Raw genomic sequence first — 23,866 nt, forward strand, 5'->3', positions numbered from 1 at the left:
CTCTCCCGCAAGCGGGAGAGGCAGAAGAGCAACATCACGCCGTCTTCGCCGCCTTCAGCCCGAGCCGTTGCTCGACTGCATCGCGCATCACGAATTTCTGGATCTTGCCGGTCACCGTCATCGGGAATTCATCGACGAATTCGACATAGCGCGGGATCTTGTTGTGGGCGATCTGGCCCTGGCAGAAGGCGCGGACCTCGTCGGCGGTCAGCGTCTCGCCGGCCCGTACGCGAACCCACGCGCACAGCTCCTCACCGTAGCGCTGGTCGGCGACGCCGAAGATCTGCACGTCCTGGATCTTCGGATGGCGGTAGAGGAATTCCTCGATCTCGCGCGGATAGAGATTTTCGCCGCCGCGGATCACCAAATCCTTGATGCGGCCGACGATGTTGCAATAGCCCTCGTCGTCGATCACGGCGAGGTCGCCGGTGTGCATCCAGCCATTGGCGTCGAGCACCTCGCTCGTCTTTTCCTTCTCGTCCCAATAGCCTGACATCACGCTGTAGCCGCGGGTGCAGAGCTCGCCGCGTTGGCCGCGCGGCACCACCTTGCCGTCGAGATCGACGACCTTGACCTCGACATGCGGATGGATGCGGCCGACGGTGGAGACGCGGCGCTCCAGCGGATCGTCGGTCGCGCTCTGAAAGCTCACCGGGCTGGTCTCGGTCATGCCGTAGGCGATCGTCACCTCGCGCATGTTCATCTCGGTGTTGACGCGCTTCATCACCTCGATCGGGCAGGGCGCGCCGGCCATGATGCCGGTGCGCAGCGAGGACAGGTCGAAGCGCTTGAACTCGGGATGATCGAGCTCGGCAATGAACATGGTCGGCACGCCGTACAGCGTCGTGCATTTCTCCTGCGCGACCGTCGCAAGCGTCGCCAGCGGATCGAAACCTTCGCCGGGATAGACCATGGTGGTGCCGAGCGTGACCGAGGCGAGATTGCCCATCACCATGCCGAAGCAATGATAGAGCGGCACCGGGATGCAGATGCGGTCCTGCTCGGTCAGGCGCATCGCGCGGCCGGTGAAGTACCCGTTGTTGAGGATGTTGTGATGGGTCAGCGTGACGCCCTTCGGCGAGCCGGTGGTGCCGCTGGTAAACTGGATATTGACGGGATCGTCGAACTGCAGGCTGTCGCCGAGCGCCGCGAGCTGCTCGCGATGGCGCTTGCCGCCCATCTGCGACACTTGCTCGAATGGAATCGTGCCCGGTGCCGCCGGCCCGCCGATCTGGATCACGGCGCGCAGCTGCGGCAGCCGCGCCGAGCGCAATTGGTCGGGTGTGGCGCTCGCAAGCTCCGGCAGCAGCGTGTTCAGCATCTCCATATAGGCCGAGGTCTTGAACGCGGTCGCGGTCACGATCGCGGCGCAGCCGACCTTGTGAAGCGCGAATTCGAGCTCGCTCAACCGGTAGGCGGGATTGATGGTGACGAGGATCAGGCCGGCTTTTGCGGCGGCGAATTGCGTCAGCGTCCATTCCGGCCGGTTCAGCGACCAGATGCCGATCCGCTCGCCGCGTTGCAGGCCGAGCGCGAGGAAGCCGGCGGCCAGCGCTTCGACGCGGTCGGCGAATTCGTTCCAGGTCCAGCGCACATTGTGGCTGGACGAGACCAGCGCTTCGCGCTCGCCCCAGCGGGCGCGTGCGCGGTCGAGGCTGCGGCCGATGGTTTCGCCGAGCAGCGGCGTATCGGAAATGCCGCAAACATAGCTGTCTGCCTTGGGTGCCAGAATATTGGGTGACAAGCTCGTCCTCCTCGTCGTCGCGTTCGTGTCGTCACGCTTTTTGCGCGATCTTAGTCGTTTGGCGTCGGCAGGACAGGCCCGACCTATGGCGGGCATGAAAAATCCCTCCCCGTGAGGGGAGGGATTTCTTGTTGCCGGACCGGAACCTCAGGCCGCCCTTTGTCCGCTGCCGGCGTCGAGGCCGGCATAGATGCCCTTCTCGAAGCCTGCGAAGGCCTCGAGGCTATGCTTGTCGGCGAACGGCAGCAGCTGGGTCAGGATCACGCCGCAGACGTCGCGCGACGGATCGATCCAGTAATAGGTGTTGGCGAGGCCCGCCCAGGCGAGGCTGCCGGCGCTGCGGCCTTCCGGCGTCTTGGCGGTGTTGATCAGGAAGCTCAGGCCCCACTTCTTGACGATGTCGGGCCAGAGATCGACGTCGTTGGTGTACATCGGTGCCGCCGTCGTCATCTTGTCGACGGTGAGCTCGCCGATGTGGTTCTGTCCCATCGTTGCGACGGTCTCGGCCTTCAGCACCTGATTGCCGTTGCCTTTGCCCTTGTTGAGGATCATCTGGCAGAACTTGATGTAGTCCGCCGCGGTCGAATAGAGGCCGCCGCCACCCATGTGGAATTCAGGGTTCTGCTCGAGCTCGAACGGGATCGCGGCGAGCATGCCGTCCTCGCCGCGCGCATGCATGCCGACCAGCCGCTTGCGCATGTCGTCCGAGATCTTGAATGCGGTGTCGCTCATGCCGAGCGGCGCGAACATGTTGTCGCGCAGATAGGCATCGAGCTTCTTGCCGGACGCGGCTTCCACAGCCTTGCCGACGAAGTCGATATTGGTGCCGTATTCCCAGCGCGTGCCGGGGTCGGTCATGATCGGGGTCTTCAGCGCGGCGTTCAGGCAGGTGATGATGCCGGGCGTGCCGGTCTTCTCCAGGTATTTGCCGAGATTGGCGTCCCACATGTCGTAGGCGAAGCCGGCGGTGTGGGTCATCAGCTGGCGCAGCGTGATCGGCTTTTTTGCCGGCCGCAGCTGCGGCTCGCCCTTGGCGTCGAAGCCGTCGAGCACCTGCACGGCGGCGAGATCGGGCAGCAGCTTGCCGATCGGCTCATCGAGCGAGAGCTTGCCCTGCTCGACGAGCTGCATCGCGCCCGCTGACGTCACCGCCTTGGTCATCGAGGCGATCCAGAACACGCTGTCCGCCGTCATGGGATCGTTCTTGGAGAGGTCGCGCTTGCCGAACGCGCCCTCGTAGATCACGTCCTTGCCGGTGGCCGCGACGGCGACCACGCCGGGAATCTCCTTTGCCTCGCTCTTCTGCCGCAATACCTGATCGATCTGAGCCTTGCTCTGCATTGGGGGCGTCCTCCGGTGGGGGTTTATTGTTTTGAAACGGGGCGGATCATCCTCCCGCTTTCGGGGTCCCGCAAGGCGGCCGCGATACGATGCTGTCGCGATGTCGTGACAGCCGGCCCGGCAGGGCGGCCACGCTCAAACAGCTGTTCACCACGCGCGCAGATTTTGCGGTGGACTCCGCAGCGGTCCCGGTGACCCCACAAGGCGGCCACGGTAACGTGATCCACGAGTTGATTTTCGTACCTGTTTTTTTGCATTAACGCATTCAGATCGCTGCACAAACGGTGCGGCGGATTGGGCTGGATTTGACGAAAAGATTCGTCATTTCGCGCCTCGCGGGGACGCAGCAATGATTTCGACTTGGAGTGAATGGAAGCGCTATCCGCGGCCGGGCCGCGGCGAGAATATCGAGGCGCCGGTCAGCCCGGGTCTTTACGAAGTGCGCTACGCAGGTACCGGCGCCCTGCACTCGTTCGAGGCCGTCGACAATGTCGCCCAGGCACTGGCGCTGCTGCAGACCGGCACCAAGTCCTGGTTCGGCCGCCGCGATGCGCGGGCGCAGGCCGACCTCGAATACCGGACTTGCGCAACCTCGACCAAGGCGGATGCCAAGGCGGCGGCCGAGCGCATGATCGGCCGCCGTGAAACCTACATGTCGGGCGGCGCGATCTGACGGAAGGAAGAATGTCACTCCGGGGAATCTCGAGATTCCCCGGTGCGCAATTGCGCACCTGGGGTTCGATGCTTCGCATCGCCCCGGAATGACGTGGACAGGGTCGCATTTGCGCGCCAGCAGATGAGCGTCACGGACAATGCATCGCGTCGGCTTTCCGCTTATATAGGCGAAGACCTCCCAAAGAAATTCCAGGAGTAACGCCATGACCCCGCCCGTTGCCGCACGCGCCACGCCATCCGCAGCATCCACCCTGCAAAGCCGCCTGAAGGATCCGTCGCTGCTGCGCGACCGCTGCTATATCGACGGCGCCTGGGTCGGCAGCCCCGAATTCGCCATCAACAATCCGGCGACCGGCGTGGAACTGATCAAGATCCCGCAGCTCGGCGCCGACGACACGACCAGGGCCGTCGAGGCCGCCCAGCGCGCATTTCCGGCCTGGGCCAAGCTGACCGCAAAGCAGCGCTCCAATATCCTGCGCAAATGGTTCGACCTGATCATCGCCAACCGCGAGGACCTCGCGCTGATCCTGACCTCCGAGCAGGGCAAGCCGCTCGCTGAAGCGCTCGGCGAAGTCGATATCGGCGCGGCCTATGTCGAGTTCTTCGCGGAGGAAGCGCGCCGCGTCTATGGCGAGACGATTCCGACCCAGCGTCCGGACGCCCGCCTGCTCGCGATCCGGCAGCCGATCGGCGTCTGCGGCGCCATCACGCCGTGGAATTTCCCGAACTCGATGATCACGCGAAAAGTGTCGCCGGCGCTGGCCGCCGGCTGCACCGTCGTGTTGAAGCCCGCCAACGAGACGCCGCTGTCGGCGCTCGCGCTCGCCGTGCTGGCTGAGAAGGCCGGCGTGCCGAAGGGCGTGCTCAACATCATTACCGGCGATGCGCCGCCGATCGGCAAGGTGCTGTGCGAACATCCGGCGGTGCGCTTCGTCGGCTTCACCGGCTCGACCAATGTCGGCAAGATCCTGTACCGGCAAGCATCGGTCGGCGTGAAGAAGCTCGGCCTCGAGCTCGGCGGCAACGCGCCCTTCGTGGTATTCGACGATGCCGACATCGATGCCGCGGTCGAAGGCGCGATCGTCTCCAAGTACCGCAACATGGGCCAGACCTGCGTCTGCGCCAACCGTCTCTACGCGCAGGACAAGATCTACGACCAGTTCGTCGAGAAGCTGTCGAAGAAGGTCGCCGAGATGAAGATCGGCGACGGCACCGAGTCCGGCGTGACCCAGGGACCGCTGATCAACATGAAGGCGGTCGAAAAGGTCGAGCGGCACATTGCCGACGCCGTGAAGGGCGGCGCCAAGGTCGTGACCGGCGGCAAGCGCTCGGCGCTGGGCCGCAGCTTCTTCGAGCCGACCGTGCTGTCGGACGTGCGGCCCGACGCGCTGGTGGCGCAGGAGGAGACCTTCGGCCCGCTCGCGCCGGTGATCCGCTTCAAGGACGAGGCCGATGTGATCGCGATGTGCAACGCCTCGCCGTTCGGCCTCGCCTCCTACTTCTATTCGCGTGACATCGGCCGCGTCTGGCGCGTCGCCGAAGCGCTGGAGTCGGGCATGGTCGGCGTCAACTCCGGCCTGATCACGACCGAGGTCGCCCCCTTCGGCGGCGTCAAGGAATCGGGTCTCGGCCGCGAAGGCTCGCGCCACGGCATGGATGAATATGTCGAGATCAAATACGTGATGATGGCCGGCGTCTGATCAGCTGTCGTCATCGCCGCTGAATTCGCCGTCTGCGGACGATGCCTCCGGCATCAGGTGATCGCGGACGGCGGTCGCGCCAGTCAGGTTTTCGGCTGTGACCTGGATGGCTCACCGGGCGGCGTCTGACCCGGCACTGCCCCGAGATCCACGGCGCTTTGGTTCTCACGTTTCAGCTTGTGGGCGCGCGGTGCGTTCGCATTGGCATATGGCTAAGGCTTGCTCTTCGGCTGGAACGCCTGGTTGGAAAATGGCTGCTCGGCAGGCGTGCGCAACACGATGAAGGCGCGGTCCATCGATTGATGACAGGTGTTGCAGCCCTTGGTCAGCTCGGCGAACTCCTTCGCGAACCGCTCTGGGTCTTTTCGGTCGATCGCTTCCGTCATGACGGAAATGGACGAGGCGAGTGTCGTGACGTTGGAGACCGGAATTCCGCGGTAGAGCAGCGCCGCCTCCACGAGGCTCTCCCGGAGCTGCTGCAGCTCGTAGGCCGCGAGCGGCCAGTTATGGGCCGTTCCCGCCGACCACAGCTTGAGGTGCTGCAGCTGCGCGGCGGTCATGATGTTGGCGAGCTGAGGGATATATCGCTCGGCATTGCCCGCCCCGGGAGGTGACTGGGCCCAACTGGTCGGAATCACCGCGGCGGCCGACATGGCGAGCAACAAGGCGGTAAATGGCTTTACTTTCATGCGCGTTCCAATTCTCGACGGGCGCGATCCTTGCCAGGGACCCAATGCGAACCCCGAGGATGCACGCCTTCCAGTGCCTCATCTTGATTCAACATGCGGCCGGCAAGGGGGGCTTGCTTTGATCCAGCGCAAAGGGACATCTAGCGCGGCGCTTCGAAGCCGCCTTTTAAATGGACTTCGCCAGCCGCAGCCGGAAAGCAAGGCGGCCGCAGCCGAGAACTCGCCTGACCAGATGCGCCCGTCACACGCCCTTGTCGTTCGGATTGGCGACGGCGTCCTTCAGCGGCGCCGTCATCGGGAAATTCAGGTTCACGTTCTTCGGCGGGATCGGCCGCGTGAACCATTTGGCGTAGAGCTCCTGGAATTCGTTGCTCTTCATCATGGCGACCAGCGTCCTGTCGACCAGCGCCTTGAACTCCGGATCGCCCTTGCGGATGATCAGCCCGTAGGGCTCGGTGCGCAGGCTGTCGTCGATGATGCGCCAGTCCGACGGATTGGGGCTGCCGGCGATCAGGCTGGCGAGCAGAATGTCGTCCATCACGAAGGCGTCGCTACGTCCGGTGGTCAGCGCGAGGAACGATGCGGCATGGTCCGGCGTCAGGATGTTCTTGGTCTGAAAATTTTTCGCCTGGGCGCGTGCGCTGAGCAGCCCGATCGAGGTCGAGCCTGAGGTCAGAGAGACCGGCCTGCCGCCGAGATCCTCGAAGGTCTTGATCGGCGCGTCCTTCTGCACCACCGCGCGAATGCTCGACACGAAGATCGTGGTGCTGAAGGCGACGACCTTCTGCCGCTCCAGCGTGTTGGTCGCGGGACCACAGACGATGTCGATGGTGCCGTTCTCGATCAGCGGTATCTGGGTGGAGAGCTGGACTGGCTGCAGCCGGGTCTCCAGCGCCGGCAGCTTGAGTTCGTCCTTCACCGCATCGACGATCCGCGCGCAGAGGTCCATCGCAAAGCCGACCGGCTTCTGGTTATCGTCGAGATAGGAGAACGGGACCGAGACGTCGCGGTGCCCGAGCCGGATCTCGCCGATGTCGCGGATCTTGGCCAGCGTGCCACCGGGCGATTGGGCCTGTGCCGGGGCTGATATCGTCGCCGCAAGAAAAGCCAGGAAAGTCAATTGCTTGAGTGGATTATTCATCAGGTGCTCGCGCTCGCCGGCAGAATTGGATACGATCAGCCCAGATTTTATACATTGGATTGCATAATCGGCAATCTGATTTTATACAATCATCGCCAAGTCGGATACCGTAGCTTGACGCCAGCCAGAGAGATGCCGGATGGAACCCGCAACCGCCACAATCCATCGAGGGGCCGGACCTCACGGTTCCGCGCCTGACGCCGTGCGTGAGGCGCTGCGGTCCGCGATCAGCTCGGGCGAGCTCGCGCCCGGATTGCAGCTCCGCCAGGACGAGCTCGCTGCGCGGTTCGGCACCAGCCGCATCCCGGTGCGCGAGGCGCTGCGCCAGCTCGAGGCCGAAGGCTTTGTCACCTTCCTGCCCAACCGCGGCGCTGTCGTCTCCGACCTGTCGATCGACGAGGTGATCGAGCTGCTCGAGATCCGGATCGCGCTCGAATGCCACGCGCTGCGATTGGCGATCCCTGCGATGGGCGAGATCGATCTCGAACAAGCGACGAAAATCCTCCGCGCCTACGACGCCGAGCCCGATCCGGCGCAATGGGGCGCCTTCAACTGGAAATTCCACGCCACGCTCTACGCGCCGTGCAACCGACCGCGCCTGCTCGGCATGATCGAGGCGAATTACGGCCACGTCGGCCGCTTCACGCGGGCGCTGGTGTCGCAGGCGACCGGCAAGGAGCGTCCGCAGCGCGAGCACTACCGGCTGCTCGAATTCTGCCGTGACGGCGAGGTCAAGAAGGCCGTCCGCCTGCTGCGCGATCATATCGAGGAAACGCAGAAGACGCTGCGCTCGGCGCAGCGCCAGGCGGTGCGCGATGCGAGCCCCGAACGCTCGGTCTGATCGCTCGAACAATCTGAATCATTGCAGGCCCCGCAGCGGGCCTTTGGGAGACTATGCGTGAAGACCAATGACGTCGAAATCCTGGTGATCGGTGCGGGCATCGTCGGCATCGCCACGGCCTACTACCTCGCCGTCCAGCACAAGCGGTCGCGTCTGCTGATCGTCGACGAAGGCCAGCCGATGGCGCTGACCTCGGCGCAATCGGGCGAGAACTACCGCAACTGGTGGCCGCATCCGACGATGGCCGATTTCACCAACCACAGTACCGACCTGATGGAGGAGATCGCACGCCGCAGCGACAACCGCATCCACATGACGCGGCGCGGATATCTGCTGGTCACGCGCGAGGAGAAGCCTGAGGCGCTGCTGCAGCAGCTCTACGCCGGCTACGGCGAGCAGGCTGCAAGACTGATCCGCCTGCATGAAGGAGCAAGCCGCGGCTATGTGCCGCCGCATTCGGCGGACTGGCAGCGGGCGCCCGACGGCGTCGACGTCCTGCAGGGGCGCGATCTGATCCAGGCGCATTATCCGACGTTCGACAAGGAGGTTACAACCGCGCTGCACATCCGCAGGGCGGGGGACATCAGCGGTCAGCAGCTCGGCCAGTACATGCTGGAGACCATGCGCCCGCTGGGTGCGCAGTTTCAGCAGGCGAGGGTGGTCGGCATTGCGAAGAGCGATCGCTTCGCCGTCGACGTGCTGGCCGATGGCGCGCGGCAGACCATCAAGGCCGATATCATCGTCAATGCCGCGGGGCCGTTCGCCGCGGATGTCGCGGCGATGCATGGCGAGCAGCTGCCGATCGTCAATGTGCTGCAGCAGAAGATCGCCTTCGCCGATCGCAACCGCGCGGTCGATCGCAGGATGCCGTTCGCGATCGATCTCGACGGCCAGACGCTGGCCTGGTCCGACGACGAGCGCGAGGCGCTGTCGGCGGCGCCGGAATTCGCGCGCCTGCTGGCGCCGATGCCGGGCAGCATCCATTGCCGGCCCGACGGCGGCGATCACGGCGAGTGGATCAAGCTCGGCTGGGCCTTCAACACCGAGCCGACCACGGCGCCGGTCCGCGAGCCGGAGCTCAATCCGTATTTCCCTGAAGTCGTGCTGCGTGCGGCAAGCCGGCTGCAGCCGCGCCTTGCGCAATATCTCGGTGCGCTGCCACGCGACCGCGTGCACTACGGCGGCTACTATCCGATGACGAAGGAGAACTGGCCGCTGATCGGCGCGGCGAAGACATCGGGCGTCTTCCTCGCTACCGCGCTGTCGGGTTACGGCACGATGGGCGCCTGTGCTACCGGCGATCTCTGCGCTCGCGTCGTGGCCGGCGCGCCGGCGCCCGCATTCGCCCGCAGCCTCTCGCTCGCGCGCTATGACGACAGGGCGCTGATGGCCGAGCTCGCGGCGAGCGAAAGCCGCGGGTTGCTGTAGTTCAACTCACCCTCGTAGCCCGGATTGCGCTCCGCTCCATCCGGGCTACGTCCACGCAGATCGCCTTAGCCGTTGCCGCCCTCATTGCCGAAGGCGCCGTGGCGGCCGACGCCCGACGCAAAGCGCGTCGCACCCGCCAGCGTTTCGCCCGACCCGATCACCTCGAGCCCGCCGCGCATCTCGTTCCTGATCGCGTCTTCTTCCTCCAGATCCCACTGCCGTAGCGCCGACAGGCGATCGGCGCGCATGCAGTTCTGCGGGAATTTCGCAATGTCCTTGGCAAGCGCAACGGCGTGCGCGCGCGTCTCGCCCTTCGGCACCAAGCGGTTCGCGAGCCCCATGCGAAATGCCTCGGGCCCTGCGACTGGACGTCCGGTGAGGATCAGATCGATCGCCTGCGAATGGCCGATCAGGCGCGGCAGGCGGATGGTGCCGAGGTCGATCAGCGGCACGCCGAAGCGACGGCAGAACACGCCGAAGGTGGCGTCCTCGGCGACGACGCGCATGTCGGCCCACAGCGCAAGCTCCATGCCGCCGGCGACCGCAAAGCCCTCGATCGCGGCGATCACCGGTTTCGACAGCCGCAGCCGGCTCGGTCCCATCGGCGCGATCGTGTTGTGGCCGCCGATCTCGCGCTTCTTCTCGGGATCGCCCGCCGCCACTGCCTTGAGGTCTGCGCCGGCGCAGAAATAGCCGCCGGTGCCGGTGAACACCGCGACCGATGCGCTTGCGTCGGCGTCGAAGGCAAGGAATGCGTCATACAGCTTCCGCGCGGTGGCACCGTCGACGGCGTTGCGGTTGCGCGGACGGTTGATGGAGATGATGGTGACGGGACCGTCGCGCTCGACGAGCACGGTATCGGCATCGGACATGGATCGCTCCCTGAGTTCGTTGGTTGGAGCCAACCTAGCGGTCCCGGTCAGGCAATGCCATCGCGAACGAAAGCGACGCGGATGGTCGGGTCCCCGATCGCCTCATGCGCATCCTCGAAGCGAACGCGGCGGGTGATGACGTGTTCTGGGTGGTAATGGCCTGCCGCAACATGGGCAACGCAATCCGGCAGTTCGGCGCGAACATTGACGCGGCTGACCTTCAGCGTGATGCCGATTCCATACATATGCCGCAGCGGCACCGGCGTGGTCTCGGCAAAGTCGCCATACATCCGCTGGCAGATGCCGTTCGGTTCCGTTGCGCGGAATGCCAGCAGGGTGCTGGCGTCGGTCGCGGTCGCATCGATCACGATCGGGAACAGGCCGGGCGGCTCGATCGACAGGCCGCTTGGGGCTTCGATGATGCCGGCACCGAGCGACTTCGCCTTGGCAAGGCGCGGCGCGTGGTCGTCGAGATAGACGACGCGGCTCGCACCGCGCGCCACCGCCGCCTGCACCGCGAACATCGCGAGCGACTGGGCGAAGCCGCCGATCACGAGCACGTCGGCGCCGGGCCGTTGCGTGAGCCAGCGCGCCACCGCGCTGAACCCGTCGGTCGCGCCGTCGGCCAATCCCGCGGTTTGCGACAGGGCATGGCCGTTCGGTTGGCGGACCAGCATGTGATCGGCGAACGGCACGCGGATCAGGTCGGACAGGCCGCCGCCATATTCCACGCCGCAGACCGGCTTCAACCCGTAGGAGGAACGGAAGGGCACCGCCGTACAGGCATTGGTGTGTCCGCGGCGGCAGCGGTCGCAAGCCCCGCAACTGATCTGGAACGGGACGATGACGAGGTCGCCAGGCGCGAAATTCCTCACGGCGCCGCCGACGTCGACGATGCGGCCGGCGGTCTCATGTCCGAGCGCAAATGGACCTGCGAAGCCCGATCGGCCATGCACGATCGCAAGATCGAGATCGCAGCGCGTCACCGCGAGCGGCTGCACCAGCGCGTCGCGGTCATCCTGCAGGCGCGGTGCCGGAACGTCCCACCACTCGACCTTGTTGCCGCCGATATAAGTCAATTGCCGCATCGTGCACTCTCCGTTTTGGTCGGAGAGTGCAGGGAGGCGGCGGTGACGACAAAAGGTATGTCTTCAACAGGGGTGAATGGGATTCACCTCAGGCCGTCATTGCGAGGAGCGGAAGCGACGAAGCAATCCATGCCTCCGCAATCGGCGAAGTGGATTGCTTCGCTTCGCTCGCAATGACGGAGAGGTCAGACCTTCAGCTCAGTCCCCGTCACACGGCGATACGCTTCCAGATACCGCTTGCTGGTCGCATCCACCACGCTGGCGGGCAGCGGCGGGGCGGGGGCGTCGCCGTTCCAGCGGCCGGCGTGGCGCTCGACGTCGAGATAGTCGCGCAGCGGCTGCTTGTCGAAGCTCGGCTGCGGCTGGCCGGGCTTGTAGGCATCGACCGCCCAGAAGCGCGACGAATCCGGCGTCATCACCTCGTCGATCAGGATGATGCGGCCGTCCTTGTCGCGGCCGAATTCGAACTTGGTGTCGGCGATGATGATGCCGCGGGCGCGGCTGGTCTGCTCGCCGAAAGCGTAGACGTCGCGCGCCATCTTCTCCAGCGACGCAGCGACATCAGCACCCACGATCTCGCGCACCCGCTGAACGGTGATGTTCTCGTCATGGCCGGCCTCGGCCTTGGTCGCCGGGCTGAAGATTGCAGGCTCGAGCTTCTGGCTCTCGACCAGGCCCGCCGGCAGCTTCTCGCCGGCGAGCGTGCCCTCGGCCGCGTATTCCTTCCAGGCCGAGCCGGAGATGTAGCCGCGGATCACGCATTCGATCGGAAACACGGTGGTGCGCTTGCACAGCATCGCGCGGCCGAGGATGTCGGCGCGATGGTTCTTGAGTTCGGGCACCGCGCGGATGATCTCGTCGGCATCGGCGCTGATCATGTGATGCGGCACGGTGCCTTCGAGTTGCCGGAACCACCAAGCGCTGATCTGGGTCAGCACCGCGCCCTTCATCGGAATGGTTTCCGCCATCACCACGTCGAATGCCGAGATGCGGTCGGTGGTGAGCAGCAGCACGCGATCGTCACCGACGGCGTAGATATCGCGTACCTTGCCGCGGCCGATCCGGGGCAGGGGCAAATCGCTGGACAGCATCGCGGTCATGGGCGTGGTCTTTCCGGGTGGCTTCAACGACGAGCGCCCGCACGAGCCGTGCGGGCGCGAGAGACTAACACAGGAAATAGCTCACTCCGGCAGCGGAATGAACTCGTGTTCGTGCGGAACTTGCGCGAAACGCCCGGTTTTCCAGTCCTGTTTGGCCTGCTCGATCCGCTCCTTCGAGGAGGAGACGAAATTCCACCAGATGTGGCGCGGCCCCTCCAGGGCGTCGCCGCCGAGGAACATCATGCGGGTCGGTCGCAGCGTCTTCACGGTGATGCGGTCGCCGGGCCGGAAGATCAGGAGCCGCGGCCCCTCGTGGCGGTCACCCGCGATCTCGACCTCGCCGTCGACGAGATAGATCGCGCGCTCCTCATGATCGGGGTCGAGCGGCACCGAGGTGCCGGCCTGCGCGGTCACTTCGGTGTAGAACCATGGCGAGACCATGCTGACCGGCGAGCTGATGCCGAACGCCGAGCCTGCGATCACGCGCGCGGTGAAGTCGCGCTCCGAGATCATCGGCAGGTCGCCCGCGCCATAATGCTGGAACGACGGCGCGATCTCTTCCTTGCCGGCCGGCAGAGCGATCCAGCTTTGCAGGCCGAGCATCTTCTGGCCGTCGCGACGCTGCACGTCGGGGGTGCGCTCGGAATGCGCGATGCCGCGACCCGCGGTCATCAGGTTCATCGCGCCGGGCTGGATCTCCTGGATATTGCCCTCGCTGTCGCGGTGCATGATGCTGCCGTCGAACAGATAGGTGACGGTGGCGAGCCCGATATGCGGATGCGGCCGCACATCCATGCCCTTGCCGGCGAGATATTGCACCGGACCGAAATGATCGAAGAAGATGAACGGCCCCACCATCTGCCGCTTGCCGTGCGGCAGCGCGCGGCGCACGGCAAAACCGTCGCCGAGATCGCGGGTGCGCGGCACGATGATCAGATCCAGCGCGTCGCAGGTCTTGGGATCGCCGAGTTCGGGATCGGTCGAGGGCTGCCAGCTCATGGTAAAGTCTCCTTCTTGCTTGCCTTGATCATACTCCAACCGTCGTCCCGGCCAAGGCAACGGGTCGGCGGGAAGCGCCGCCCGATGACAAGGCGCCGCACGAGCCGGGACGACGAAGTACTTCTGGCGTGTGCGCGCGCGTGATAACAGCGTAAACTTGGAAACCGGGGGTGCCGATGGTTTCTCTGATCAAGCCGGGCGCAAGGTTGTTGCAGGTCGATGGTCCCGTGATCGAAACCGCGCGGCTCATCCTGCGGCCATGGCGCGCATCCGACGTCGTCGACAACACGCGGATGCTGTCCGATCCCGAGACGGCGCGCTTCATCACGCCGGATCATCAGCCCATCACGTCCGAGTTGAAGGGCTGGCGCAACGCCGCCGTCATCTCCGGCCACTGGGCGCTGCACGGCTTCGGCATGTTCGCGGTCGAGGAGAAATCCTCCGGCCGCTACATCGGGCGTATTGGCCCGTATTGTCCGCCGGAATGGCCGGGCTTCGAGGTCGGCTGGGGCATTGCCAGGGAGTATCGCGGCAAGGGCTATGCGGTGGAGGCGGCGCGCGCCGCGATCGATTTTGTATTCGCGAACTTCACGGTCGACCGTATCATCCATTGCATCGATCCGGCCAACGTGGCCTCGCAGGCAGTGGCGCGGCGACTGGGGGCGGTGAACGAGGGCCCGGGCAAGCTCGAGGGCGACGTTGTCGATATCTGGGTCACGCAGCGCAGCCGCTGGCCGCGCGATGGTTCTTGAAAAATCGCCCCTGACGGACGATTCTCTGCTCACCTTGGAGATCGCACCGACCGATGACCTTTGCCGCGACCGAATTGTGCCTGCGCGCCGCCACCGTGACGCTGCTGCTGGTGCTCGCGGCCTCGATGGTCGCGGATTTCGGCAAGGTACTGGCCGGGCGACTTGCGGCCGCCTTCGCGCTCGGTTCGGCCGCGCATGCGGTGACCGCGTCGATCGGTGCCGGGCCGCCGGTCTCGGACTGGCATGCGCCGCTGATCGCGCTCTCGACCGGCGCTATCGTGGTGTTCTGGCTGTTCACGCGCGCGCTGTTCGATGATGCGTTTGTGCTGCGCTGGTGGCACGGCCTGATCTGGGCTGCGGTCGTGGCCTACAGCTTCGTCAGTTGCATGTGGATCGCACCCGCCGGTCACGCACGGTTCGCGATCACCATGGTCAATTCGCTCTCGCTCGTCTTCATTGCGCTTGCGGTGGCACAGACCATCACCTCGTGGTCGCCGGATCTGGTCGAGCGCCGCCGCCGTGTCCGCGTCTTCATCGTCGTTGCCTCTGCGCTGTATGGCGGAATGAACGCGCTGCTTCAGATTGCCTATGCCGGCAGCCGCGTGACCGTGGAATGGGCCAATCTGGTGAACGCGGCCGTGCTCACCGCTGTCGTGGCCGCGATCACCTGGGCGATGATGCGCGTCGATGGCGCCGACCTGTTCACGGTGCCGGCAGAGGCCGTCGTGCTGACGAAGCCGGCCGCGGTCGAGGAGGCGGCGGACCAGAGACTGGTCGATGCCCTGATGCGGCTGATGGCGGACGAGCGTATCTATCGCCACGACAACGTCACGATCGGCACCCTGGCAGCCCGGCTGAAGATTCCCGAATATCGACTGCGGCGGCTGATCAACCAGCGGCTCGGCTATCGCAACTTCAACGTCTTCCTCAACAACCACCGGATCGAGGAAGCCAAGGCCGCGCTCGCCGATCCCTCGCAGGCCGAGGTCCCCGTCATCACCATCGCCATGGACGCCGGCTTCCAGTCGCTCGGCCCCTTCAACCGCGCCTTCAAGGCGACCACAGGCGTGACCCCGACCGAGTACCGGAAGAAGGCCAACGCCGTGTAATCGTCGCTGGGCGGCTCCGCTCGACCCTCTCCCCTTGTGGGAGAGGGTCGCTTCGCGCAGCGAAGCGGGGTGAGGGGTCTGTCTCCGCGGATAGAGACCCCTCATCCGTCGCGGACTGCGCCCGCGCCACCTTCTCCCGCAAGGGGAGAAGGGAGAGGCTGCCTCGTCCCTAAACCACTACAATCGTTGAAAGATTCCAGAATCGGCGAGCCGTCCGCAATCCTCGACTAGCCCCATTTCCAAATCCGGCGAGCGCCACTGCGCCCGCTCCGGCCTGATCCCGGCCACGCGCCCATCGCGCGATGCCGGAGGATCCCGTGACCCGTCGAAAGCTCTTTCTCATTCTCGCCGCCAGCACCGCGTGCGGCGCGCTGGCGCTGTCCGCCGCCCGTGCCCGCGACGTGCCGAAGGTCGCAACCGGCTTTGTTGCGAATATCGTCTGCTCGGAGACCTTCGTCAGCGGCCTCGACCCCAGGCGAAACGTGACCGAGACCATCGATGCGATGCCCGGGGCTCGCCTGCTCACCTGGGCGATGGATACCGAGGTCGACCTCGATCGCCGCGACGTCACCGTGACGCTGTTCGGGCTCGGCCGCAGCCATGCGGTCTATCGCGAGGGGCTCGGCTGCACCCTCGAACATGGCGAGATGCTGGCCGATACCGCGCTTCCGCCTGCGAGGCCGCAAGCCGCGTCGCTGCCCGAGATCGCCGGTCCTGTGCTCGTCGCGCCGCAGAGCCCGCAGCTCGCGGCCGCGCTCGACCGCGCCTTTGCCGAGCCGGCGGAGCCGCCGTTCCGCCACACCCGCGCCGTCGTGGTGATGAAGGACGGCCGCATCGTCGCCGAGCGCTATGCCGACGGCATCGGCATCGAGACGCCGCTGCTCGGCTTCTCCATGAGCAAGTCGGCGATCTCGGCCCTGATCGGAATCCTCGTGCGCGACGGCAAGCTCGCAGTCGACCGGCCGGTGCCGATCGCGGTCTGGCAGGATCCGAAGGATCCGCGCCACGCGATCACGGTCGACGAGCTGTTGCGCCACACCGCCGGGCTTGCGCTCGGCAGCTCGCTGGAGGCGTCGCTGGCGTCCGTGCTCGAGCCGGTCAACCGCATGAAGTACATGGAATCGGACATGGCCGCCTTTGCCGAGCGCGCTGCACTGGAGGGCGTGCCCGGCCGGGTCTGGAATTATCACGACGGCAACTACCTGATCCTCTCGCATCTGATCCGCAACGCCGCGGGCGGGCATGCGGCTGATGTGATGCGCTTCGCGCGTCGGGAGTTGTTCGATCCACTCGGCATGCGCAATGTCGTGATGCAGTTCGATGCTGCGGGCACGCCGGAAGGATCGGGCGCGATGATGGCGAGCGCACGCGACTGGGCGCGTCTCGGCCAGCTCTACCTCAACGACGGGATGGCCGGCGACAAGCGCATTCTGCCCGAAGGCTGGGTCAAGTACTCCGCATCGCCGACACCGAACGGCTGGGTCGGCATCGGCGCCGGCTTCTGGACCAATCTCGGCGACAGCCTTGGCGCCAACTTCCGTGTCAAGCACGGCTGGCCGCGCGACGCCTTCTTCGCCAAGGGCACGATCGGGCAGTATGCGATCATCGTGCCGTCGCAGCACCTCGTCATCGTGCGGCTCGGCCGCTCGCCGAACATGCCGCCCGAGGCGGACGGCGTGTTCGAGCTGGTCCGGGATGTGGTCACTGCGACGTCGACAGGCGCGCGGCTCGCGGGCGGCAATTGATGGAAACGTCACGCAACATCGGCGCGATCGTGAATTGAATCTCCGGAGCAGGTGAGACCCTCTCCGTCATTCCGGGGGCATGCGAAGCATGAGCTCGGAATCCATTTCGCCGCGCGTGATGCCGCTTGACACCGTCGTCCCGGCCTGCGCCGGGGACGACAGCGGCGCTTGCGACGGCGACGATCGCCCTTACTGCCTTCCCAGCTGCGTCGCCTGCTCCACGCGGTCGAACCGCTCGAGCGTCAGGATCGCGTCGGCGAGCTGGTCGGCGCGCTTGTCGAGCACCGGGCGGGCCAGCGTCAAAAACTTCTGCTGCATCGCCTTTGCATCGGGGAACGAGGTCGGCTCACCCGAGGGGTCGGCATAGAGGCGCTCGTGGGTGCCGTCATCGGTGGTGATCGAGACGCGGGCGCCGAACGGGTGCGTGCGGCCGACTTCGAGGCGGTCGTCCTGCACCACGTCGAACTTGTCGGCGAGCGCGTCGATGGCCTTGTCGCCGAGGCGGTCGTAATCATCCCAGCCGAAATGGCCCTGGTCGAGCGCGATCGCGCCGGTGAAGAACATCGAGAACTGCCCGCCGACCACCGAAGTCGGGTGACGCTTGGTGGCGGCATCGCCGGTCAGCGTGATGCCGTTGCGGTGCAGGCCGATCTCGACCTTCCTGATCTGGTCCGGCGTCAGATTGTGCTCGCGCCGCATCGCGATCAGCGCGTCGATTGCGGCATGGGTATAGCGGCAGCTCGGATACGGCTTCACGCCGATCTTCAGCGTCTCGTAGGTGCTGCCGAGGCCGGCCACCGCCTTGTCCGGATGCGCGTCGTCGGTATAGCCGACCAGGAGGCCGTGCTTGCCTTCGACCGACTCGCTCGAACCGATGAAGTCGTTGCGCGCCAGGGTCGCAGCGATCACGCCGTTCATCGCGGCGGCGCCGACCTGGTAGCGCTTGTTCCAGGCGCCATTGACCAGGAATTGCAGCGAGCCGGCGGCCTGGCTGCCGGAGACGCCGAACGCGGAGACGATCTGCTCCTTCGACAGTCCGAACAGTTTTGCCGCCGCCGCCGCCGCGCCGTAGGTGCCGGCCGTCGCGGTCGGGTGGAAGCCCTTGGCGTAATGCGAGGTCGGATCGAGCGCGTTGCCGAGCCGGCAGCACACTTCATAACCGGCAACGATCGCGGTCAGCACGTCGCCGCCGGAGGCGCCGACCATCTCGCCGACCGCAAACGCGGCGGGCACCACCGGCGCGCTCGGATGCAGCGAGGAATCGGCGTGGGTGTCGTCGAAGTCGAGCGAATGGCCGAGCGCGCCGTTGAGCAGCGCCGCCACCGCCGGGGTCCAGGTCTTGCTGTCGCCGAACACCGTGGCCTCGCCCTTGCCGTCCAGCGCCAGCGCCTCCAGCATCTTCATCAGCGAGGGGGTCGATTCCGCATCGCGGCGGGCGCGGATGGTGCTGCCCAGGAAATCCAGCGTCAAAACCTTGGCGCGCTCCAGCACCTCCGGCGGAATATCGGAATATTTCAGGTCGGCGACGTAGGCGGCGAGCGTTGCGGTTTCGTGGGCCATCGTGTTTCCTCAATTTTGCGGCGCAGGGTAGGCGGGCGGGTTTGGCCTTTCAAGCCACCTTGCCGCCGCGGGCAGCAGCCATGCTTCGGGTCGCTGGACGTCAAGTCATGTAACACGGGCCTTTCCATTGATTGCGGATCAGGGTGCATGAGGACCTTCGCAAAACGCATGTTCGACAAGCTTTGGACCCGCAAGACGCAACTGGCGCTGGCGGTCCGGATCGCGTCCGCCGGCGTGGCGGCCTATGTCATCGCGGTGGCGCTGAACCTCATGCTGCCGCTCTGGGCGGTGCTGACCTCGCTGATCGTGACGCAAATGAGTGTCGGCCGCTCGCTGAAGGCGACGCGGGATTACATGCTCGGCACCATCGGCGGTGCCATTTATGGCGGTGCGATCGCGGTGCTGATCCCGCATTCCGGCGAAGGCAGCCTGCTGGCGCTGCTGGTGCTGGCGATCGTGCCGCTCGCGTTTATCGCCGCGCTCAATCCCAGCCTGAACTCGGCGACGGTGACGGCGGTGATCGTGCTGCTGCTGCCGACGATGCATCATTCCAATCCGCTGGATTCCGCGATCGACCGTGTCCTTGAGGTGACCGTCGGCGCGCTCACCGGACTTCTGATCTCGTTCCTGGTGCTGCCGTCGCGCGCGGTCAGCCAGATCCGGGTCAATGCGTCAAAGCTCCTGGAACTGCTCTCGGCGGCGTTCGCCGAATTGCTCGCCGGCCTCACGCGTGGGCTCGACAACGACGCGCTGCATCGTATCCAGGACGGCATCGGCACCGCGGTGACCAATCTGCACGCGACCGGCCTCGAGGCCGAGCGCGAACGCACCATGCATCTGTCGTCGGGGCCGGAGACCGGTCCGTTGCTGCGAACGATCCAGCGTCTGCGGCACGACGTCGTGATGATCGGGCGCGCCTGCGTCGTGCCGCTGCCGGCCGATATCCAGGCCAGGCTGGCGCGGCCGCTGGCCGAGGTCAGCAAGGCGATCGTCACCTACATGATGGCGGTCGCGACCGCCCTGCGCGCCGGCAGCGGCCCGGCCGACATGGCGCCGGTCGATGCCGCGCTGCATGCCTATAGCGAGGAGGTCGCCGCGGTGCGCAGCGAGGGCCTGACCCGGGGCCTGCCGGTCGATGCCATGGAGCGGTTCTTCGCGCTCGGCTTCTCGCTCGACCAGATGCGGCAGAACCTCAGCGACCTCAAGCGCTGCCACAGCAATTGGTGCACCAACGAGGATGCTGCCGAGAAGATCGTTGCGGAAACGTCGGAGAAGAGCGCGGCATGACCTTGGGCTAGAGCATGATCCGGAAAAGTGCGAAGCGGTTTTCCAAAAAGATTATGCTCAAACAATGAGATGAGATCATGATGCGACTCTGAGGAAGCGCATCATGATCTAGGTCAAGCGGCGCGTCAGGCCTTTGCTCTCCATGCGCCAGATCAGCAGGTCGATTCGGTCCTGACCGAAGAACGGCTCGTTCTCGAACACGAAGGTCGGTACGCCCCAATGGCCGGAGGCCGCGTGTGCGTTCTCGTTGTCCTTGATGACCGCTTCATAGCGATCGGGATCGGCCGTGATCACCGCATCCATCGCCGCGAGATCGAAGCCGGCGGCACCGGCGGCCTTGGCGAGATGATCGCCCTCGTTCCAGCCTTTTACCGAGCCGTCCCACAGCACGCGGCTGATCGCGGCCGTGAAGGCGAGTGATTGCCCTTCGAGCTGGGCTGCAGCGCCGAGCCGGGTCAGGCGATGGATGTAGGGCTGGTGCGCGGCGACGTCGAGCGTCGTCATGTCCTGCACGATCGGGTCCGGTCGCGGAAAGCGGAACGGGATGTTCTCATGCTCGGCGACGCGACGGGAGTCGAGCACGACATAGCGGGCGAATTGCGGATTGGTGCTCTTGAAGAAGCCGGGCACGCGCACCGCGAGCGGATAGACCGGCCGCAAATTCACCGCGAGGTCGTAGTCGGCGACCATCTTCAATGTCTTCGGCAGCGCCAGATAGCTGTACGGACTGCGGAATGAGAAGAACAGATCGACCGACAAGGTCATGGGCTAGCCTCCTCGTCGACCATCATCCAACCAGTCTGCGTGCCAGCAGGCGGAAACGCAAGATCAGGAGCGTCGCATAGACCGCAGTGCCGAGCGACAACCCGATCCAGACGCCGGGCGCGTCGAGCCCGGCCCAGAACGCCAGCGCAGAGGCCGACGCGAAGCCGATCAGCCAGTAGCTGATGACGGCGAACAGCAGCGGCACCTGGGTGTCGTGCATGCCGCGCAGCGCGCCGGCGGTTGTGGTCTGCACGCCATCGGCGATGAAGAAGGTCGCGCCGATCAGCAGCAGCGTCGCGGTGAGCTGCGCGGTGGCGTCGGAGGCTTCGCCGAGGAACAGCGCTGCGATCTCGAAGCGCGCCAGGATCACCGCGAGCGTCATGACGCTCATGAACACGCCTGACAGCGCGACCGCGACAAAGCCGGCACGCTGCACCGCATCGGGGTCGCGGCGGCCGACCGCCTGGCCGACCCGCACGGTGGCGGCCATGCTGACGCCGAACGGCACCATGAACAGGATTGCCGCGATCTGCAGCGCGATCTGGTGGGCCGCCAGCGCGGTGGTGCTGATCAGGCCCATCAAGAGGCCGGCCGCGCCGAACAGGCCGTATTCAAGCAGGAACGCGATCGAGATCGGCGCGCCGATCGTAACCAGCCTGCCCAACAACGGCCAGTCGATGCGCCAGACCCGGCTGAACACGTGATACTTGCGGAACGGGCGGCGACGCGCCGCGAACCACACGCCGGCGAGGAAGGTGCCGAGATTGACGATCGTGGTCGCAAGTCCGGCGCCGAACATGCCCAGTTCGGGCATGCCCCATTTGCCGTAGAGCAGAAGATAGACCATCAGCGCATTGGCCGGGATCGCCGCGAGCGTGATCCACAGCACCGGCTCCGGCCGGTTCACCGCGCTCATGAAGCCGCGGATCGCGATGAACCACAGCGCCGGCAAGATGCCCCAGGCGAGCCCGAACAGATATTGCTGCGCCAGATGCGCGGTGGCCTTCGTCTGGCCGAGCGCGAGCAGGATGCGCTCGCCCTGGAACGGCAGCGCCATCAGCGGCAGCACCATGAAGAATCCCGCCCACAGGCCGACGCGGAGCGCGCGCCGCATCACCCGCGGATCGCGGGCGCCGAACGCCTGCGCGGCAAGCGGCGAGACCGCCGACATCATGCCCATGCCGATGGTGAAGCTGACGAAATACACGGTGTGCGCCAGTGCCGCCGCGGCGACGTTCTCGCTGCCGAGCCGGCCGATGAAGGCGAGATCGGTCGTCATCATCGCGATCTGCCCGAGCTGCGTCAGCGCCAGCGGCACGGCGAGCTTCAGCGTTTCCGCGAGCTCGGCCGTCAGCAGCTTGCGAGGTGGGACGACGGCCGTGCGCGACGCGGCCGGGTCGATCTTGTCGATGCAGGTCATGGTCGTGTGCCTAGCACGGCGGACCGGCCAAAAGCATGGCCAAGCTGCCCAAACGCGACGATCTCACGCAGAGGTCATCGCATCCCGAGTTGTCGTTCGCGCATGATCCCAGCGCGGGTTAGACGCGGATCACGATCGCGCGGGTATCCGCTTGATCTTGGCGCCGAGCGCGTTGAGCCGTTCGTCGATCCGCTCATAGCCGCGCTCGATCTGGTCGGCATTGTTGATGGTGGAGGTGCCGTTGGCGCACACCGCGGCGAGCAGCATCGCCATGCCGGCGCGGATGTCGGGCGAGTTCATCGGCGCGCCGCGCAGGCGGCTGGGACCTGCCACGATCGCGCGGTGCGGGTCACACAGTACGATCCGGCCACCCATCGCGATCAGATTGTCGACGAAGAACATCCGCGACTCGAACATCTTCTCATGCATCAGGATGATGCCGTCGCACTGCGTCGCAGTGACGATTGCGATCGACATCAGGTCCGCCGGGAAGGCCGGCCAGGGCTGGTCCTCGAGCTTCGGCACATGGCCGCCGAAATCGTCCTGGATCTTCATGGTCTGGTTCGACGGCACGACGAGGTCGTCGCCCTCGATGCCGCAGACGATGCCGAGCCGCTCAAAGCCCATCCGGATCGAGCGCAGATGCTCGACGCCGGCGCGCGCGATGCGCAGCGGCGACCGGGTCACCGCGGCGAGCCCGATCAGCGATCCGACCTCGATATGGTCGGGCTGGATCGCGAAACTCGTGCCGCCGAGCGTCGCCTGGCCGTGCACGATGATGGTGTTGGTGCCGACGCCCTCGATCCTGGCGCCGAGCGCGACCAGGAAATTGGCGAGGTCCTGCACATGCGGCTCGGACGCCGCGTTGCGCAGATAGGTGGTGCCGCGGGCAGCGACGGCGGCGACCAGCGCGTTCTCCGTCGCGGTGACGCTGGGCTCGTCGAGGAACACGTCGGCGCCCTTCAGGCGCGAGGCGCGGAATTCCAGCCGGTGCGTCGCAGTGACCGTCGCGCCGAGCTGCTCGAAGGCCAGAAAATGCGTGTCGAGCCGGCGGCGGCCGATCACGTCGCCGCCGGGCGGCGGCAGCGCGACCTCGCCGCAGCGGGCGAGCAGCGGACCCGCCAGCAGGATCGAGGCGCGGATGCGCGCGCAGAGCGCCGGATCGAGATCGGCGGCGCGAATCTCCTTGGCATGGATCTGCAGCGTATTGCGCTCGGTCCATTCGGCGCTGGCGCCGACCGAACGGCACAGCTCGACCAGCGTCTCGGTGTCGCGAATGCGCGGCACGTTGGTCAGCGTGACCGGGTGCTCGGTGAGCAGGGCGGCTGCGATGATCGGCAGCGCAGAGTTCTTGTTGCCCGACGGCTCGATGGTGCCCGAAAGGCGGCGGCCGCCTTCGACGATGTATTGGATCGGCGGCACGCGGAATGTCCCCTAAACGCATCATCCAGATTTGGATTCGAACTTGGCCACGCGAATTCCGTAACGGAATCAATGGCTGCCCGGCACCGTAACACAACTCCCGGCGTAGCTTCCACCCGAAAGGTAGCAGTGCGGCCGGGCGGATCGCGCGGTCACGGAGACGTCATGTTCGCCAAGCCATCGCGCCG

At 65.8% G+C, this 23,866-nt stretch carries 20 protein-coding genes; 8 read left to right on the forward strand and 12 right to left on the reverse strand.

The features are described 5' to 3' along the window. Positions 1 to 34: 34 nt before the first annotated feature. Together AKN83_RS32065 and AKN83_RS32070 are read right to left on the reverse strand one after the other, a co-directional pair. Positions 35 to 1,729, reverse strand: a complete 1,695-nt coding sequence (locus AKN83_RS32065) for an AMP-binding protein (RefSeq protein ID WP_050406238.1) — start codon at positions 1,727 to 1,729, stop codon at positions 35 to 37. A 162-nt stretch (positions 1,730 to 1,891) separates the two neighbouring features. Further along, positions 1,892 to 3,085, reverse strand: coding sequence for a serine hydrolase domain-containing protein (locus AKN83_RS32070; protein ID WP_050406213.1), 1,194 nt, complete (start codon positions 3,083 to 3,085; stop codon positions 1,892 to 1,894). 349 nt (positions 3,086 to 3,434) lie between these two features. On the opposite strand from AKN83_RS32070, the gene AKN83_RS32075 reads away from it, so the two are divergent. Beyond that, positions 3,435 to 3,758 carry a hypothetical protein gene (locus tag AKN83_RS32075; RefSeq protein ID WP_050406214.1) on the forward strand — a complete coding sequence of 108 codons (324 nt, stop codon included), beginning with the start codon at positions 3,435 to 3,437 and terminating at the stop codon, positions 3,756 to 3,758. Positions 3,759 to 3,963: 205 nt separating this feature from the next. Further along, positions 3,964 to 5,460, forward strand: coding sequence for an NAD-dependent succinate-semialdehyde dehydrogenase (locus AKN83_RS32080; RefSeq protein ID WP_050406215.1), 1,497 nt, complete (start codon positions 3,964 to 3,966; stop codon positions 5,458 to 5,460). A gap of 212 nt (positions 5,461 to 5,672) precedes the next feature. Here AKN83_RS32080 and AKN83_RS32085 read toward each other — a convergent pair whose 3' ends face one another. Both AKN83_RS32085 and AKN83_RS32090 read right to left on the reverse strand, forming a co-directional pair. Further along, the gene (locus AKN83_RS32085; protein ID WP_050406216.1) at positions 5,673 to 6,149 is read right to left on the reverse strand and encodes a hypothetical protein; all 477 of its coding nucleotides are present in this window, start codon (positions 6,147 to 6,149) and stop codon (positions 5,673 to 5,675) included. A 241-nt stretch (positions 6,150 to 6,390) separates the two neighbouring features. Next, the gene (locus tag AKN83_RS32090; RefSeq protein ID WP_050406217.1) at positions 6,391 to 7,290 is read right to left on the reverse strand and encodes an amino acid ABC transporter substrate-binding protein; all 900 of its coding nucleotides are present in this window, start codon (positions 7,288 to 7,290) and stop codon (positions 6,391 to 6,393) included. A 139-nt stretch (positions 7,291 to 7,429) separates the two neighbouring features. Here AKN83_RS32090 and AKN83_RS32095 point away from each other — a divergent pair, with 139 nt between their 5' ends. Both AKN83_RS32095 and AKN83_RS32100 read left to right on the forward strand, forming a co-directional pair. Then, positions 7,430 to 8,131, forward strand: coding sequence for a GntR family transcriptional regulator (locus AKN83_RS32095; protein WP_050406218.1), 702 nt, complete (start codon positions 7,430 to 7,432; stop codon positions 8,129 to 8,131). Positions 8,132 to 8,188: 57 nt separating this feature from the next. After that, entirely contained in the window at positions 8,189 to 9,559 is a 1,371-nt protein-coding gene (locus tag AKN83_RS32100; RefSeq protein ID WP_050406219.1) for an NAD(P)/FAD-dependent oxidoreductase, read from the forward strand. Positions 9,560 to 9,624: 65 nt separating this feature from the next. On the opposite strand, the gene AKN83_RS32105 is transcribed toward AKN83_RS32100, so the two are convergent. From AKN83_RS32105 to AKN83_RS32120, 4 genes are all read right to left on the reverse strand, one after another. Beyond that, the gene (locus tag AKN83_RS32105; protein ID WP_050406220.1) at positions 9,625 to 10,431 is read right to left on the reverse strand and encodes a crotonase/enoyl-CoA hydratase family protein; all 807 of its coding nucleotides are present in this window, start codon (positions 10,429 to 10,431) and stop codon (positions 9,625 to 9,627) included. A gap of 47 nt (positions 10,432 to 10,478) precedes the next feature. After that, a complete protein-coding gene (locus tag AKN83_RS32110) occupies positions 10,479 to 11,519 on the reverse strand; it encodes a zinc-dependent alcohol dehydrogenase (RefSeq protein ID WP_050406221.1) in 1,041 nt (346 codons plus the stop codon). A gap of 185 nt (positions 11,520 to 11,704) precedes the next feature. After that, positions 11,705 to 12,619 carry a phosphoribosylaminoimidazolesuccinocarboxamide synthase gene (locus AKN83_RS32115; RefSeq protein ID WP_050406222.1) on the reverse strand — a complete coding sequence of 305 codons (915 nt, stop codon included), beginning with the start codon at positions 12,617 to 12,619 and terminating at the stop codon, positions 11,705 to 11,707. Positions 12,620 to 12,700: 81 nt separating this feature from the next. Then, positions 12,701 to 13,618, reverse strand: a complete 918-nt coding sequence (locus tag AKN83_RS32120) for a pirin family protein (RefSeq protein ID WP_050406223.1) — start codon at positions 13,616 to 13,618, stop codon at positions 12,701 to 12,703. A 176-nt stretch (positions 13,619 to 13,794) separates the two neighbouring features. On the opposite strand from AKN83_RS32120, the gene AKN83_RS32125 reads away from it, so the two are divergent. The 3 genes from AKN83_RS32125 (at position 13,795) to AKN83_RS32135 (ending at position 17,224) form a co-directional block, all read left to right on the forward strand. Then, positions 13,795 to 14,370 (forward strand): GNAT family N-acetyltransferase, encoded by a 576-nt coding sequence (locus AKN83_RS32125; RefSeq protein WP_050406224.1) that lies wholly within the window; start codon positions 13,795 to 13,797, stop codon positions 14,368 to 14,370. A 53-nt stretch (positions 14,371 to 14,423) separates the two neighbouring features. Further along, a complete protein-coding gene (locus tag AKN83_RS32130; RefSeq protein ID WP_050406225.1) occupies positions 14,424 to 15,479 on the forward strand; it encodes an AraC family transcriptional regulator in 1,056 nt (351 codons plus the stop codon). A gap of 317 nt (positions 15,480 to 15,796) precedes the next feature. Then, on the forward strand, positions 15,797 to 17,224 hold the full coding sequence (locus AKN83_RS32135) for a serine hydrolase domain-containing protein (protein WP_050406239.1): 1,428 nt from the start codon (positions 15,797 to 15,799) through the stop codon (positions 17,222 to 17,224). Between the two features lie 189 nt (positions 17,225 to 17,413). Here AKN83_RS32135 and AKN83_RS32140 read toward each other — a convergent pair whose 3' ends face one another. Further along, on the reverse strand, positions 17,414 to 18,784 hold the full coding sequence (locus AKN83_RS32140) for an MmgE/PrpD family protein (protein WP_050406226.1): 1,371 nt from the start codon (positions 18,782 to 18,784) through the stop codon (positions 17,414 to 17,416). Between the two features lie 147 nt (positions 18,785 to 18,931). Between AKN83_RS32140 and AKN83_RS32145 the strand changes: the two genes are divergently transcribed. Then, positions 18,932 to 20,071 carry an FUSC family protein gene (locus AKN83_RS32145; protein ID WP_050406227.1) on the forward strand — a complete coding sequence of 380 codons (1,140 nt, stop codon included), beginning with the start codon at positions 18,932 to 18,934 and terminating at the stop codon, positions 20,069 to 20,071. A gap of 108 nt (positions 20,072 to 20,179) precedes the next feature. On the opposite strand, the gene AKN83_RS32150 is transcribed toward AKN83_RS32145, so the two are convergent. The 3 genes from AKN83_RS32150 to murA form a co-directional block, all read right to left on the reverse strand. Beyond that, entirely contained in the window at positions 20,180 to 20,836 is a 657-nt protein-coding gene (locus tag AKN83_RS32150; protein ID WP_050406228.1) for a 2-hydroxychromene-2-carboxylate isomerase, read from the reverse strand. 22 nt (positions 20,837 to 20,858) lie between these two features. Continuing rightward, complete coding sequence (locus AKN83_RS32155) at positions 20,859 to 22,256, reverse strand: MATE family efflux transporter (protein ID WP_050406229.1); 1,398 nt, start codon at positions 22,254 to 22,256, stop codon at positions 20,859 to 20,861. A gap of 129 nt (positions 22,257 to 22,385) precedes the next feature. After that, complete coding sequence (gene murA / locus AKN83_RS32160) at positions 22,386 to 23,678, reverse strand: UDP-N-acetylglucosamine 1-carboxyvinyltransferase (protein ID WP_050406230.1); 1,293 nt, start codon at positions 23,676 to 23,678, stop codon at positions 22,386 to 22,388. Positions 23,679 to 23,866: the final 188 nt, after the last annotated feature.

Origin of the sequence: Bradyrhizobium embrapense (assembly GCF_001189235.2) — a bacterium.
Taxonomy (GTDB): domain Bacteria; phylum Pseudomonadota; class Alphaproteobacteria; order Rhizobiales; family Xanthobacteraceae; genus Bradyrhizobium; species Bradyrhizobium embrapense.

Coding starts and splice junctions, on each gene's coding strand:
- AKN83_RS32110 (WP_050406221.1), bottom strand. CDS start 11,519: ATGCGGCAATTGACTTATATCGGCGGCAACAAGGTCGAGTGGTGGGAC.
- AKN83_RS32145 (WP_050406227.1), top strand. CDS start 18,932: ATGAGGACCTTCGCAAAACGCATGTTCGACAAGCTTTGGACCCGCAAG.
- AKN83_RS32080 (WP_050406215.1), top strand. CDS start 3,964: ATGACCCCGCCCGTTGCCGCACGCGCCACGCCATCCGCAGCATCCACC.
- AKN83_RS32130 (WP_050406225.1), top strand. CDS start 14,424: ATGACCTTTGCCGCGACCGAATTGTGCCTGCGCGCCGCCACCGTGACG.
- AKN83_RS32085 (WP_050406216.1), bottom strand. CDS start 6,149: ATGAAAGTAAAGCCATTTACCGCCTTGTTGCTCGCCATGTCGGCCGCC.
- AKN83_RS32075 (WP_050406214.1), top strand. CDS start 3,435: ATGATTTCGACTTGGAGTGAATGGAAGCGCTATCCGCGGCCGGGCCGC.
- AKN83_RS32150 (WP_050406228.1), bottom strand. CDS start 20,836: ATGACCTTGTCGGTCGATCTGTTCTTCTCATTCCGCAGTCCGTACAGC.
- AKN83_RS32095 (WP_050406218.1), top strand. CDS start 7,430: ATGGAACCCGCAACCGCCACAATCCATCGAGGGGCCGGACCTCACGGT.
- AKN83_RS32070 (WP_050406213.1), bottom strand. CDS start 3,085: ATGCAGAGCAAGGCTCAGATCGATCAGGTATTGCGGCAGAAGAGCGAG.
- AKN83_RS32125 (WP_050406224.1), top strand. CDS start 13,795: ATGGTTTCTCTGATCAAGCCGGGCGCAAGGTTGTTGCAGGTCGATGGT.
- AKN83_RS32090 (WP_050406217.1), bottom strand. CDS start 7,290: ATGAATAATCCACTCAAGCAATTGACTTTCCTGGCTTTTCTTGCGGCG.
- AKN83_RS32115 (WP_050406222.1), bottom strand. CDS start 12,619: ATGACCGCGATGCTGTCCAGCGATTTGCCCCTGCCCCGGATCGGCCGC.
- AKN83_RS32155 (WP_050406229.1), bottom strand. CDS start 22,256: ATGACCTGCATCGACAAGATCGACCCGGCCGCGTCGCGCACGGCCGTC.
- AKN83_RS32140 (WP_050406226.1), bottom strand. CDS start 18,784: ATGGCCCACGAAACCGCAACGCTCGCCGCCTACGTCGCCGACCTGAAA.
- AKN83_RS32105 (WP_050406220.1), bottom strand. CDS start 10,431: ATGTCCGATGCCGATACCGTGCTCGTCGAGCGCGACGGTCCCGTCACC.
- AKN83_RS32120 (WP_050406223.1), bottom strand. CDS start 13,618: ATGAGCTGGCAGCCCTCGACCGATCCCGAACTCGGCGATCCCAAGACC.